15 protein-coding genes are annotated in these 13,066 nt (G+C 66.9%); 3 read left to right on the top strand and 12 right to left on the bottom strand.

Annotation, left to right across the window (positions count from 1 at the left end):
* Window positions 1-26 precede the first annotated feature (26 nt).
* Window positions 27-1,295 (top strand): acyl-CoA dehydrogenase family protein, encoded by a 1,269-nt coding sequence (locus AC3ANP_RS03690; protein ID WP_488332005.1) that lies wholly within the window; start codon window positions 27-29, stop codon window positions 1,293-1,295.
* Window positions 1,295-2,722 (top strand): NtaA/DmoA family FMN-dependent monooxygenase, encoded by a 1,428-nt coding sequence (locus AC3ANP_RS03695; protein ID WP_488332006.1) that lies wholly within the window; start codon window positions 1,295-1,297, stop codon window positions 2,720-2,722. Before AC3ANP_RS03690 ends, AC3ANP_RS03695 begins: the two co-directional genes overlap by 1 nt.
* A gap of 94 nt (window positions 2,723-2,816) precedes the next feature.
* On the opposite strand, the gene AC3ANP_RS03700 is transcribed toward AC3ANP_RS03695, so the two are convergent.
* The 11 genes from AC3ANP_RS03700 to AC3ANP_RS03750 all read right to left on the bottom strand — a co-directional run bounded on the left by AC3ANP_RS03700 (window position 2,817) and on the right by AC3ANP_RS03750 (window position 11,342).
* Window positions 2,817-3,746, bottom strand: coding sequence for an urea transporter (locus AC3ANP_RS03700; RefSeq protein ID WP_488332007.1), 930 nt, complete (start codon window positions 3,744-3,746; stop codon window positions 2,817-2,819).
* Window positions 3,743-4,783, bottom strand: a complete 1,041-nt coding sequence (locus AC3ANP_RS03705; protein WP_488332008.1) for a HoxN/HupN/NixA family nickel/cobalt transporter — start codon at window positions 4,781-4,783, stop codon at window positions 3,743-3,745. Before AC3ANP_RS03705 ends, AC3ANP_RS03700 begins: the two co-directional genes overlap by 4 nt.
* Window positions 4,783-5,643 carry an urease accessory protein UreD gene (locus AC3ANP_RS03710; protein ID WP_488333136.1) on the bottom strand — a complete coding sequence of 287 codons (861 nt, stop codon included), beginning with the start codon at window positions 5,641-5,643 and terminating at the stop codon, window positions 4,783-4,785. The genes AC3ANP_RS03705 and AC3ANP_RS03710 overlap by 1 nt, the downstream gene beginning before the upstream one ends.
* A gap of 38 nt (window positions 5,644-5,681) precedes the next feature.
* Complete coding sequence (gene ureG, locus AC3ANP_RS03715) at window positions 5,682-6,299, bottom strand: urease accessory protein UreG (RefSeq protein WP_488332009.1); 618 nt, start codon at window positions 6,297-6,299, stop codon at window positions 5,682-5,684.
* Window positions 6,300-6,326: 27 nt separating this feature from the next.
* Complete coding sequence (locus tag AC3ANP_RS03720; RefSeq protein ID WP_488332010.1) at window positions 6,327-7,007, bottom strand: urease accessory protein UreF; 681 nt, start codon at window positions 7,005-7,007, stop codon at window positions 6,327-6,329.
* Window positions 6,988-7,470, bottom strand: a complete 483-nt coding sequence (gene ureE, locus AC3ANP_RS03725) for an urease accessory protein UreE (protein WP_488332011.1) — start codon at window positions 7,468-7,470, stop codon at window positions 6,988-6,990. Before ureE ends, AC3ANP_RS03720 begins: the two co-directional genes overlap by 20 nt.
* A gap of 9 nt (window positions 7,471-7,479) precedes the next feature.
* Window positions 7,480-9,252, bottom strand: a complete 1,773-nt coding sequence (ureC, locus tag AC3ANP_RS03730; RefSeq protein ID WP_488332012.1) for an urease subunit alpha — start codon at window positions 9,250-9,252, stop codon at window positions 7,480-7,482.
* Complete coding sequence (locus AC3ANP_RS03735) at window positions 9,249-9,578, bottom strand: urease subunit beta (protein ID WP_488332013.1); 330 nt, start codon at window positions 9,576-9,578, stop codon at window positions 9,249-9,251. Before AC3ANP_RS03735 ends, ureC begins: the two co-directional genes overlap by 4 nt.
* Window positions 9,579-9,588: 10 nt before the next feature.
* On the bottom strand, window positions 9,589-9,891 hold the full coding sequence (locus AC3ANP_RS03740) for an urease subunit gamma (protein ID WP_488332014.1): 303 nt from the start codon (window positions 9,889-9,891) through the stop codon (window positions 9,589-9,591).
* Window positions 9,892-10,161: 270 nt separating this feature from the next.
* The gene (locus tag AC3ANP_RS03745; protein WP_488332015.1) at window positions 10,162-10,845 is read right to left on the bottom strand and encodes an anti-sigma factor family protein; all 684 of its coding nucleotides are present in this window, start codon (window positions 10,843-10,845) and stop codon (window positions 10,162-10,164) included.
* Complete coding sequence (locus AC3ANP_RS03750; RefSeq protein ID WP_488332016.1) at window positions 10,842-11,342, bottom strand: sigma-70 family RNA polymerase sigma factor; 501 nt, start codon at window positions 11,340-11,342, stop codon at window positions 10,842-10,844. The genes AC3ANP_RS03745 and AC3ANP_RS03750 overlap by 4 nt, the downstream gene beginning before the upstream one ends.
* A gap of 147 nt (window positions 11,343-11,489) precedes the next feature.
* Between AC3ANP_RS03750 and AC3ANP_RS03755 the strand changes: the two genes are divergently transcribed.
* Complete coding sequence (locus AC3ANP_RS03755; protein ID WP_488332017.1) at window positions 11,490-12,038, top strand: COG4315 family predicted lipoprotein; 549 nt, start codon at window positions 11,490-11,492, stop codon at window positions 12,036-12,038.
* A gap of 27 nt (window positions 12,039-12,065) precedes the next feature.
* Here the strand turns inward: AC3ANP_RS03755 and AC3ANP_RS03760 are convergent, their stop codons facing one another.
* A complete protein-coding gene (locus AC3ANP_RS03760) occupies window positions 12,066-13,025 on the bottom strand; it encodes a DMP19 family protein (RefSeq protein ID WP_488332018.1) in 960 nt (319 codons plus the stop codon).
* Between the last annotated feature and the right edge of the window lie 41 nt (window positions 13,026-13,066).

Below are 13,066 nucleotides of genomic sequence, written 5' to 3' on the forward strand. Positions count from 1 at the left end.
AGAACCATGTCCACGATAGGAACAAGATGACAAGCACAACAGATGTACGGGAACTCAGCGACGAGGCCCGCTACCGGGCGTTGTCCGCCAGATTCCAGGCGGTATTCGCGCGCATCGCAGACGGCGCCCTGGAACGCGAGGCGAACCGCGTCCTGCCCTTTGAACCTGTCGCCTGGTTACGGGAAAGCGGCTTCACCGCACTCCGCGTCCCCGCCGAGCACGGAGGGGACCCGGTCAGCTATGAGCACCTGAGCCGGCTGCTGATCGAACTCGCCGCCGCGGACTCCAACGTTTCGCATCTGCTGCGGTCCCATTTCTCGTTCGTGGAAACCATTGCGCTTCAACCCGTCGAATTCCGCAGCCGCTGGTTCCCCCGGGTCCTGGCCGGGGAGATCTTCGGCAACGCCGCCACGGAACGTTCCGGCAACGCGCTCGGCACCACCCAGACGAAACTCCGCCAGGAGAATGGCCGCTGGTTGCTCAAGGGCGAAAAATACTACACAACCGGCAGCATCTTCGCCGACTGGGTGGTGGTCATGGCGAGCACCGAGGGACTGGAAGGCCGGCAGTATGCGTTGGTCCGCGCGGATGACCCGCAAGTCACGATCCTCGATGACTGGGACGGCTTCGGTCAGCCGCTGACCGGCACCGGAACGGCCATCTTTGATGACGTGGTGGTCGACCCCAAGGACATCCTTCAGCGCAAGGTCACCAGCACCCTGGAACCGGCCTTCTTCCAGCTCGCACTGCTGAGCGTGCTCGTCGGTATCGGTCACGCGGCGCTTCGCGACGCCAGCGCGCTGGTCCGGGAACGCACGCGCACCTTCAACACCGGCTCCGGTTCGCTGTTCCGCGACGATCCGCTGATTCAGGAACGCGTCGGACAGATCGCCGCCGGCGTCTACGCCGCCCAGTCCATCGTGGTGGCAGCCGCACGCGACCTGGACGCCGCCGTCGATCCTTCTCTTGGGCTTGATGAGGAGGCAGCCTTCGTCCGGGCCGAGCTGGGAGTGCAGCAGGCCCATGTGACGGTCCCCGCCCTGGTCCTGGCCGCCGCCAACGAGCTTTTCGACGTCACCGGCGCCTCCTCGACCAGCCTCAGCAAGGGGCTGGACCGGCACTGGCGCAACGCCCGGACTGTGGCCACCCACAACCCTGTGGTGTTCAAGGCGCGGTCCGTCGGCGACTTTCACATCAATGGGACCATTCCCACCGGTCTGCACAGCATCGGCGATGCCGTACCGGGAACCACGACCAGCCAAAGAACCACGACCAGCAAGGGGAACGATTCCTGATGGGAACCTTTGACGAACGTCCGCGCCTGCTCCTGAGCGCTTTCGTGATGAACACAACCAACCACATCCTGGGCGGTCAATGGCGTCATCCGGAGGCGCAACAGCACCGCTTCAACGAGCTCCAGTTGTGGGTCGAGCTCGCCCGCGAGCTGGAGGAGGCAAAGTTCGATGCAATGTTCTTCGCCGACGTCGTGGGGCTGTACGGCGATCACGAGGGTGGATGGGCTTCCCTGCTCCAGCGGGGGCTGCAGGTACCTTCGAATGATCCACTGGTTCTCTGCTCCGCCCTGGCGGCGGTAACTCAGGACATCGGGCTGGCCATGACCAGCTCCGTGATCCAGTCCGATCCGTTTCAGCTGGCCCGTCAAATGTCGACCCTGGACCATATTTCCAATGGCCGGGTTGCCTGGAACATCGTCACCAGCGTGCTGGAGAACGCCCACCGGAACTTCGGTAACGCCGGACTCACTCCGCACGACGACCGGTACGACTGGGCTGAGGAATACACCGAGGCCGCATACAAGCTCTGGGAGGGTTCCTGGGACGACGGCGCGCTGCTGGCGGACAAGGTCCGCGGCATCCACGCGGACCCGACCAAGGTCAACAAGATCAACCACCGCGGGTCCCGTTACTCCATTGACGGCCCGCACCTGGTCTCGCCGAGCCCGCAGCGCACCCCCTTCCTGTTCCAGGCCGGGAGCTCGTCCCGCGGCAAGAAGTTCGCCGCGGAGAACGCGGAGGCAACCTTTCTCTTTGCCCCCAACGTTGAATACGTGAAGAAGCAAGCCGCCTCAATCCGCGCCCTCGAAGCCGCGGCGGGCCGGGCGGCCGGCGACGTCAAGATCTTCGGCGGCCTGTCCTTCGTGATCGGCGGGACCGAGGCCGAGGTCGCCCGCAAGCAGTCCGACTATGACGACTACCTGGATCTCGACACGATCATCGCGCATATCGGCGGCGGGATCGGCGTCGATTTGGGCGGCCTGCCGCTCGACACCCCGCTGGGCGAGATCGAGACCGAGGGCGCCCAGGGCGTACTCCAGGCGGCGATTGCCTCCGTTCCGGGCGGCAAACCAACGATCGGCGACCTGGCCCGCTACCGCGCCAAGGCCCAGCAGATCGCCGGCACGCCGGAACAGATTGTCGACGAACTGGAACGCTGGCAGGATGCCGGGATCGACGGGGTGAACATCATCAACCAGATCATCCCCGGTTCCTACACGGACTTTATCCAGGGCGTGCTGCCGGAGCTGCAGCGCCGCGGCCTGGTCCAGACGGAATACGCTCCGGGCACGTTGCGTGAGAAGGTCTTCGGCCGCGGCCCGAGACTTGAGTCCAGCCACCCGGCAGCACGATACCGCGGGGCCTTCAGTGATCTGTCGGCGGCGGCAACGGTGAAGCCGAGCGACGCGGCTCCACTCCCGGCCTAGCAACGGTGCGGCGCCGGTTCACAGCCGCCGGGCTGATGGCACCTTCTGCCCCGGCGGCAGGCCGATCCCGGCCTAGCACGGGTGCGGCGCCGGTTCACAGCCGCCGGGCGAAGCCCGGGACGTGGTGGAGCACCACGATCATGAGCCAGGTGGCGAGGATGTACGGCCAGGTGTAGACGGGGAGCGCCGTCAAACCCATCAGCCAGGCGAGTGTCGATGAGATGACCACGCCGACAACCGCGGCGACCCACGGCTGCCAGGTGCCGTGCAGATACACCACTGCCAGCGCGATGGCCGTGAGCACCCCGGAGTAGCCGAGGAGGCCGTGGGCGAGGGCCTGGACATCGGAGCCGGTCAACAGGTCCATCATGGCTTCGAGGAAACTGCCCAGCAGCGCCGCTGCGGCCACCTTCCAGTTCGCGATGAGCAGCCCGAGGAGGATGACGCCACCGGCGACGGCGGAGTCGACCAGAACCACTTCGGAGATGTTCGTCAGGATGGCCTGGCCCAGGTTGGCCACCAAATTCTGCGGCACCTCGCCCAGGTCGGTGCGGGGGCCATGCAGCGAGGTGTGCACGGCGAAGAGCACCCCGCCGACGAGACAGAACGGGGCGGTGGTGACCGGCAGCGAGTACTTGCGGATGGACGGGTGGTGGAACAACCAGGCGACCCCCACCGTGACGGGCCCGCACGCCAGTCCGCCGAGGACGGCAAAAACGGCCGAGGGCCAGGTGAAGCCCAGGGCGGAATACTGCGCGGCCCCCACCAGCGCTCCGCAATAGCCGTGCAGGCCGTTGCCCAGCTCCTCCCTGGTCCGGCGGCACAAAACGCCGCTCAAGGTTGAGAACAGCAGCCCCACCACGGCCAGGACGGCCATCCGCCAGTTGGCGATGGCGAATCCCGCCAGGACGGCAAGACCCGTCCAGGCGTTGGCCTGGAAGTAGATCTGGCTCAATCCCCGGCTCGTCACCCCGAACCAATTCAGCGCGCGGATGGTCTCGGGATGGGTACCGCGGAGAATCACTTCGGGCGCCTCCGGCCAAGCAGTGCGGCAACAATCCAGGCAACAGCGAACGCGGCAACCAGGGTCAGCCCGGCGTCTCCGAGGTCGATTCCGGCCAGCCAGGTGGTGGCCGGGTCATCCAGGCCCAGAGCGCCGTTGAAAAACCCGCCCAGGGTGATGAGCGAAATGAACAGCGCCGAGAACGCCGATAAGCCCGTGATCACGGCGTTGAAGCCGAGCTTGCGCTGCGGGTTGTCGATGGCGGATTTGTACATCCGCATCATCGCGGCCCCGTTCACGGAGTCGCACAGGGTCATCGCGGCCGTGAATGCCAACGGAATCGTCATCAGCGCCCAGGCGGACACGCCGGCAAGCGTCGCAGCGGCGGTCATGAGCAGCAGGCCGATGGTGGTGGCAGTGTCGAACCCGAGCCCGAACAAGAAACCCACCGCGTAGATGCTCCGTGGCCGCTCCACCCTGGCCAGGGGCCGGGCCAGGAGCCTGGCGATCAAGCCCTTCACCTCAAGGTCTCCGACGCCGATGTCTCCTCCGCGTGCCGCTTTTCGGTAGGTGCGGGCAGCCCCGAGGAAGGCAGCTCCGTTGTAGCAGCCCATGATCAGCAGGAACAGCCCGGAGACGCCGCTGCCGATCAGCCTCAACAGCAGGTTGCCGGTGCTGCCCTGCTGCATCAGCTGGGCGACCAGGCCGGCCCCGGAGACAACCAGCGCGCCGGCCAAAACCACCACGGAGCTGTGGCCGAGGCTGAAGGCAAATCCGACGCTGACCGGGTCCTTGCGCTGCGCGACGAAGCGGCGGGTGGAGTTGTCGATGGCAGCGACGTGGTCCCAGTCGTAGCTGTGCTTAATACCGGCGAGGTAGGCGGCCAGGACCAGGCCGACGGCCAGCGGCTGACCGGCGGCGGTGTTGCCGAGTACCAACAACGCGGCGGCAGCGCAGTGGAGCACGGCGACGGCGAGGGCGACGAACAGCATCCGGGTCCTGGCGGGCAGATACTCGCGCCGGCGGTAGAGGAGCGTGAGGGCGCCGAGTGCCGTCATCAGTACTTCCTGAGGTCCACGGGTGCCTGCCCGTACCAGCGGTCCCGCAGGAGCCCCGTGCAGGCTCCCAGCAACTGGTTGAGTTCGCCGGTGCTGTTGGACAGGGACCGGAGGACCACTCCCCGGGTTCCCCCTTTACTCTCGGTGAGCGATAGCCCGGTGTAGGCGTCGTATCCCGCCGTGATGGCGTGCAGTTCGTCGGTGAGTGCCTGATCCACCCGGGCGTCCACGACGATCAGTGACCCAAGGTGGCTGAAGCCCTCCATGAACCCGGTGCCGGTGACATCCCCCAGTGGCGGCCGGATCAGCAGGTTGTCCAGGGCGAGCAGTTCGGCGCCCTGGGGTGTGGCAACGCGGACCTCGTTCCGGAGCCGGAGTTCCTCATACTTAAACGAGGAACCGTCGGGAGACCAGCCGGGGGTTACCACTTCGGCCATCACCAGGGTCGATGAGGGCTGCACGGTGATCTGCGTGGTCTGCCGGTAGCTGGCCTCCCGGTACGCGATGAGCTGGTCCGGCACCAGTTCCAGCTGCGCCCGTTCCGCCAGGTTCACGCTCATCCGCTGCTCCGCGAAGGAGCCGGGGGTCCGGTAGATCTTGGTCGCCGACTGCGTCGTCAACAGCAGCCGGGCCCCGGCCTGCACCTCCACCTCGATGACGTAGAGATCGGCGCCCAGGTAGGCTCCGCCGGGGTTGACCATGACATAGCAAACCTGGCCGGAGTCATCGAGGTAATGCGGCCGCAGGACCCGCAGGGCGCCCCGGTGGAACTGGCGCGAGGCGATCGAGCGACCCCCGCGGTCGGCGATTTCAAGCTCAAGACGGCCCCGCTCCGGCCGGGCTGCGGTTATCGGGGTTATCGGGGCGGCGGAGTCGCAGAGCGCCGCGGTGCCGGCTTTCACCGCGACAGGTCGAGCATGAGGACGTCGCGGCGCAGCCAGTCGATGACCCCGTCGAGACCTTCGTCGGTCTTGAGGTTGGTGAAACAAAAAGGCTTGTCGCCGCGGAATTCCTTGGAGTCTCTTTCCATGACCGAGAGGTCTGCGCCGACGTAGGGGGCGAGGTCGGTTTTATTGATGATGAAGAGGTCCGACTTGATCATCCCCTGGCCAGCTTTGCGGGGGATCTTCTCGCCCTGGGCGACGTCGATGATGTAGATGGAAAAATCCACCAGTTCGGGGCTGAAGGTGGCCGAGAGGTTGTCACCGCCGGACTCAATGAAGATGACCTGCAGGTCCGGGTGCCGTTTTTTGAGTTCCTCAACGGCTGCCGTGTTCATGGACGTGTCCTCACGGATGGCGGTGTGCGGGCACCCGCCGGTCTCCACCCCGATGATCCGGTCCTCGGGCAGGATGCCGTTGGCGGCCAGGATCTTGGCGTCCTCGATCGTGTAGATGTCATTGGTGATCGCGGCCATGGAAATTTCCCTGCTCAGATGGCGGGTGAGGCGTTCCACCAGTTGGGTCTTGCCGGCCCCGACGGGACCGCCGATACCGATGGTGATGGGTTCTGTCATGGTGTCCTCCTCAGTCAAAAAGCACAGCTAACTCATGAACATGCGCGCACGTTGGCGTTCGTGCCGCATCTGCGAAATTTCCAGGCCGGGGCTGACGGCCCCGAAGTCCTCCGGCGTGAGGCGCGCGATGTGCCCGACGGCGGCAGCAACGTCGCCGGCCGCCCGCCCCAGCAGCCGCTGGCCGGCGTTCTGGCCCAACGGGATGGCACGCACGGCATTCTGGGTGAGCGCCGTGACTGTGGCGAAGAGGTACGCCGGCAGCGCCTCCTCGAGCGGGACGCCCAGGGACCGGGCGACGACGGCGAACGCCAGCGGCTGGTGGCCGGCGGCACGGCCACCAGCCACCAGCGCCCGGTACACCCCCAGCCCGGCCGAAGGAAAGACTTCGGCGCCGATCTCCAGCAGCCGGTTCCCCATGGTGACGCTGGCCTCGCGCACCTGCCTGGGCAGGAGCTGCCCGGAGAGCAGGACATCAAGCTCCTGCACGTCCAGGCCCTCGTAGAGGAACCGGATGGCCAGTCCGTCGGAGTACGTCAGCTGCTGCCCGACAAACGCGGTAAGCCAGATCCCGAACGACTCCGCATCGTGGACCAGGCCGCGGTCAAGGTAGGTCTCAAACCCGAGCGAGTGGGCGAAGGCCCCGTTCGGCAGGGCGGAGTCCGTCAGTTGCTGGAGCGCGAGCTGGTAGTTAGTGGCTGTGTTCGGCATGGCGGAAAGGAACAGGCATGACCCGTTCCTGCCGGTCGTAGGGAACACCGACGTGCTGGAGGTAGTCCTCCACGGTGTGGTCGTAGGCGCAGACCATAACCTCAGCGCCGTACTCGGAGGCCGCGTCGAAGAACTGGGCCTGCAGGTGCCGGTTACCCAGGGAGTGCGCCACCACGCCCATTTCGTGGATGGACCGTGGTGCGATGACCAGGACGTCGGTGGCCAGGACGGAGACCACGATCATGTTCGTCCCGGCTACGTGCAGGATGTCGCCGTCGCGCAGGTCGGCGGAGCCGGCAGGGAGCCGGATGCCGAGCTCCTTGCCGTGGTCGGTGGTGACGCGCTGGATCCGCTTCACCAATTCGGCGCTGGGCAGGACCACCTTCTCCCGGTGCAGGCCCGCGTACTCCCCGGCGTCCGGCGGCAGGTCGTGCAGGTTGCCCAGCACCTTTTCGATAATCACCGCCGGCTCCTAGAAGAGGAAGTAGCGCTGGGCCATGGGCAGAACGTCCACGGGGTCGCAGGTGACTTCCTCGCCGTCGACGGTCACCTTGTACGTTTCCGGGTCCACCTCGATGTCCGGGGTGACATTGTTGTGCTTGAGGTCCGCCTTGGTCAGGGAGCGGATGCCGGAAACCGGGCGGATGACCTTCTCCAGTCCGAGTTCTTCCGGCACGCCGGCCTCGATCGCGGCCTTGGACAGGAACGTGATGGAGGACTTCTGCACGGCCTTGCCGAACGTCGCGAACATGGGCCGCATGGTGCGCGGCTGCGGGGTGGGGATGGAGCCGTTGGCTTCGCCCATGACCGCGTACGCGATCTGGCCGCCCTTGAGCACAAGGCCCGGCTTGACGCCGAAGAACGCCGGGTCCCACAGCACCAGGTCCGCGAACTTGCCCTCTTCAACGGAGCCGATGGAGTCCGCCATGCCCTGCGCGATGGCGGGGTTGATGGTGTACTTCGCGATGTAGCGCTTGATCCGGAAGTTATCGCTCTCGGCCCCGGCGCCGTTCTCGGCACCGTGAGTGCCGGCTGTGCTGTCGTCCTGGGGGTCCTTCAGCACGCCGCGCTGCCGCTTCATCTTGTCCGCGAGCTGCCAGGTGCGGGTCACCATTTCGCCCACCCGGCCCATGGCCTGGGAGTCGGAGGACGTGATCGCGAAAATGCCCAGGTCCTGCAGGACGTCCTCGGCGGCGATGGTCTCCGCGCGGATGCGGGAATCGGCGAAGGCTACATCCTCCGGGATGGCCGGGCTGAGGTGGTGGGCCACCATCAGCATGTCCAGGTGCTCCTCGACGGTGTTGCTCGTGTAGGGCAGCGTCGGGTTGGTGGATGCCGGCAGGACGTTGGGCAGCCCGGCGATCTTGATGATGTCCGGGGCATGGCCGCCGCCGGCACCTTCGGTGTGGAAGGTGTGGATGACCCTGCCATCGATGGCGCGGATGGTGTCCTCCACAAAGCCGCACTCATTGAGGGTGTCGGTGTGGATGGCCACCTGGACGTCGTACTCGTCGGCCACTTTCAGGGAGTTGTCGATGGAGGAGGTGGTGGCGCCCCAGTCCTCGTGGACCTTGAGCCCCACGGCGCCGGCGCGGACCTGTTCGGCCAGCGGCTCGGTGGCGGACGCGTGGCCCTTGCCGAATATTCCGATGTTGATGGGAAGCCCTTCCACGGCCTGCAGCATCCGCTGGATGTGCCACTTCCCCGGCGTGACGGTGGTGGCCTTGCTTCCTTCGGCCGGGCCGGTACCGCCGCCCACCATGGTGGTGATCCCGTTGCACAGCGCGGTGGGGACCTGGTCCGGGGAGATGTAGTGGATGTGGGTGTCGATCCCGCCGGCGGTGAGGATCCGCCGCTCACCGGCGATGATTTCGGTGCTGGCCCCGATGACGATGTCGACGCCGTCCGAGATCTGCGGATTGCCGGCCTTGCCGATTTTGAGGATGTGTCCGTCCCTGATGGCGACGTCGGCCTTGTAGATGCCCGTGTAGTCCACGATGATCGCGTTGGTGATGACCGTGTCCGGCACTCCGTCACCGGAACCAGAACCGTCCCTGGTCACCTGGCCGTTCTGGCCCATGCCGGCACGGATGACCTTGCCGCCGCCGAACACCACCTCTTCGCCATAGACCGTGAGGTCTTTTTCGATCTCGAGGAACAGCTCGGTGTCCGCGAGCCGAATGGAATCTCCGGTCGTCGGTCCGTACAGATCCGCGTACTGCCGGCGGGGAAGCTCAAAGCTCATTGTCCTGCTCCTTCGGTTTTGCCCAGGGCACCGTTCACAGCGTTGCTCAGGCCGTACACTTCCCGGGTTCCGCCGAGTTCAATGAGCCGCACGTGCTTTCGGTCTCCGGGCTCGAACCGTGCTGCCGTCCCGGCGGGGATGTCCAGCCGTCGGCCGTAGGCGGCTTGCCGGTCAAAGGTCAGGGCGGAGTTCGCCTCGGCAAAGTGGTAGTGCGATCCGACCTGGACAGGCCGGTCGCCGGTGTTAGTCACGACGACGGATACCGCGTCGCGGCCCTCGTTGATCATCACCGGCTGGGAACGGAGGACATACTCTCCTGGGATCATGGCCGTACTCCTAGCGGATCGGATGATGGACGGTGACCAGCTTGGTACCGTCGGGAAACGTCGCCTCGATCTGGACGTCGGGGATCATCTCCGGGACGCCCTCCATGACGTCGTCCCGGGTCAGCAAGGTGGTGCCGTAACTCATCAGGTCCGTCACCGTCCGGCCGTCACGGGCACCTTCGATCAGTTCGTAACTGATCAGCGCCACGGACTCCGGGAAATTCAGCTTCAATCCCCGGGCCTGCCTGCGGCGGGCCAGGTCGGCAGCAACGACGATCAGGAGTTTTTCCTGCTCACGGGGCAAGAGGTGCATCAGGTCTCCTCAGGAAGGCGGGAGTAGCGAAGCCGGCCGTCCGGTCCCTTAAAACGTGGGACGGTTGAAACGTGGGACGGCGCGGGGGTGCGGGGCCGCCCTTTCTCCCGGCCACGGCCGGTTCCTGCCTTTCCAGGTTCTCGGGCTCCACGTGGGGCGGACCGCCAAGGCATCACCGACTTTACAGAGCCCTGTGCCACGACTTAAAGGGCTAAAAGACTCTGTGCAGGGCGGGCCCGGCGGAGGAACCTGCGGCGGGCAGAACTGCTCCTACGGGTGCGGAACGGTGATCACCGCGACGGTCTGCTGCCGGGCGTTGCGCATCTCGATGCTGCCGATGCTGGCCAGCTGCAGCGGGGTGGCCCCGGTGATGCGCACCTTGCCGCTCGGGGTTGCCGTCCATGCACACGCCCGGTCCTCGCCGCCGTCGCGGCCCTTGACCCACAGCGAGAGGGTCCCCTCCACCGGCATGCTGGTGCCGTCGACGGCCAGCTCGGTGCCCCAGGTTTTCTTCAGGAGGTCCACGGTGAACTGAGGCCCGTTGGCCGCCGCGACCGAATAGCTGGCGTCCGGCCCGGGCCGGTGGACCAGCAGCGGGCCGGCCAGAGTTCCGAGGGCCAGGCAGGCGGCGGCCACCGCCGCGAGCGCGCCGGACCACAGCAGCCTGATCCGGCGGCGGCGTGCCGCGAGCGCCGCCAGCAGCGCACCAGGAAGCACCGCCGGCGGGTGCGCCGGCGCCGGCGCACCGTCCGGCGTCCGGCCGGATGCGGCGAGCGCGACGGCGTCGGGCACCGGGACCGCATCCAGCAGGGCCGGCAGGCTGGCCAGTTCATCGAGCTCCGCCCGGCAGTCCCGGCAGCCGGCCAGATGCCGTTCGAAGCCAGCAGCATCAGCCGGGTCGAGGCCGCCCAGCAGATAGGCCCCGAGCAGCTGATGGACTTCCATTCCGCTCACCGTTGTACCCCCAGTTCGTCGAGAATGGTCCGCAGCGCCCGGATGGCGTAGAAGGCCCGGGACTTCACCGTGCCGGCGGGAATGTTCAAGTCCGCCGAGGCCTCCCGGACGGTGAGGCGGCGGTAGTGCAGGGCCACCAGCACGTCCCGGTGTTCGGCGCTGAGGCGCAGCAGGGCCTCCTCCATGAGGACCCGGTTGAGCAGTTCGTCGATATGCCCGGCGGTTCCGGCCGGGCCGGCCACGTCGCGTTCAGCGGTTTCCCGGGGCCGGCGCTGCGCCTTGCGGTAGTTATCGATCATGATGTTGCGCGCGGTCCGAAACAGGTAGCTTCGCAGGCTGCCGGTGACCTGCGGCGCCTGCTGCCAGACCCGCAGCACCGTTTCCTGCACGACGTCGTCCGCCAGCTGCGGGTCGTGGCAGGCGCCAAGGACGAACCGCCGCAGGGCGGTGCCGTGGTCGCGGTAGATCGCGGCCACCACGTCTTCATCCAGGGGCATGCGGCACCTCCACGGCTGGTCCTGCCCTCTAAGACGTACGCGCCGGCGCAAAAGTTCAACGTCCCGGCGTTGAACCATTCTTTACCCGGCGGCGTCGTATCAGCTAGCCGGACCGCGAGACGGCCGGCACCCAGCCAAGGAGTCATCATGACTAAGCACTTCGGCGCCACCCTTTCTGCTCTTGCCCTCGCCGTCATCGTTTCCGGCTGCGCTGGGGGCAGCGGGACCACGACGACGGCGTCCCCCGCCCCCGCGACGACGGGACCGGCCGCGGCGGCAACCCCGGCGCCGGCGACACCCGCCACGGACGCCGAGCCGGCCGCGGCCCCGGACCTCAAGACAGCATCCACCAGCGCCGGGCTGGCGGTGGTCGATGCGAAGGGCATGAGCGTCTACGTCTTCGCGAAGGATACGAAGGACTCCGGCACCAGCGCCTGCACCGGATCCTGCATGGCCAACTGGCCGCCGGTGCTCGCCGGCTCCGGCGCCCCCGCGGTCCAGGGCGTCACCGCCAAGGTGGGCACCATCGCCACCCCGGACGGCAAGAAGCAATTGACCATCAACGGGATGCCGGCGTACCACTTCGCCAAGGACCAGGCCCCCGGTGACGTCGCGGGCCAGGGCGTTGGCGGCGTCTGGTACCTCGTGAACCCCGCCGGCGACATGATCAAGCCCGCCGCCGTCGGCGGCTACTAGGCGCCGGCGGCTACCGGGCGCCGGACGCTACTCGGCGCCGGCCTCCAGCTCGTCGTCGTCCTCGAACTCGAACTCGACCGCCGCCACGATTTCCCGGGTCTCCGGGTGGATCATGTAGGCCTCCTCGTCGTCCTCCACCATCAGGAACTCGCCCTGGTCCGTGGCGAAGTGCCAGGCCAGCACCCGTTCGCCGTTGTGGTCGTGGTTCGGGTCCCCCATGGTGATCTTTACCAGGGTCTGGCCGGCCACCTCGCACAACTCCCGGATGATCAGTTCAAACTCGGGAGCGCTCCTGAGTTCTTCCTCGGCTGCCTCCGCCTGGCGCTCGGCCAGGTTGGGGATCCGGGACACCCGTTCGTGGATGTGCCGGTCGAGTTCGTCCGCGTCCAGGACCAGCAGGTCCGGCTGGCTGCGGAGCCAGGCCGCGTTGAGCGCGACAATATCCTCGGTTTCCAGCAGCGGCTCGAATGTGTCGTCCAGCTGCTCCAGGAGCTGGACCGCCTCCGGTACCACCGCGTCGGTACCGTCGGTACCGTCGGTACCGTCCCCGTCGTCGGAACCGTCGCCGGTACCGTCGGCGTCGTCATCGAAGCCCAGCTCGGCATCGCCGTCGAGGTAGGCGTCAGCCTCCTCATCCGAGAGCGAGTCGAAGGCTGCCACGCTGCGGTTGAACAGGTCCAGGTGCGCGGTGGCGCCCATGCCGGCAAGTCCTTCGCGGACGTAGCTGTCGACCTCCTCGCGCTCCGGCACGGTGAACACGTACTGGGCGAACCCTCCCCCGAGAGCCTGCGTCAGGTAGAAGTCGACGTAGTAGCTGCGCAGGGCGTTGGGCGCGATCTCATCCGCGTCGAGCAATTCCGCGTACATGGCGTTGACCACGTCCACATTCGCATCCACCACGTCCACGTTGCCTCCGTTGAGGCTTTCCACGGTCAGGACCGTGGGGTGTTCGGTGACGGTCGGGCTCGAGGTCAGGTTGCTGCTCATGGGATTCCTCACGGTAGTGGCGGCGGGTGGTGCTCCGTTCC

This window comes from Arthrobacter sp. JB02-1C (assembly GCF_057748045.1).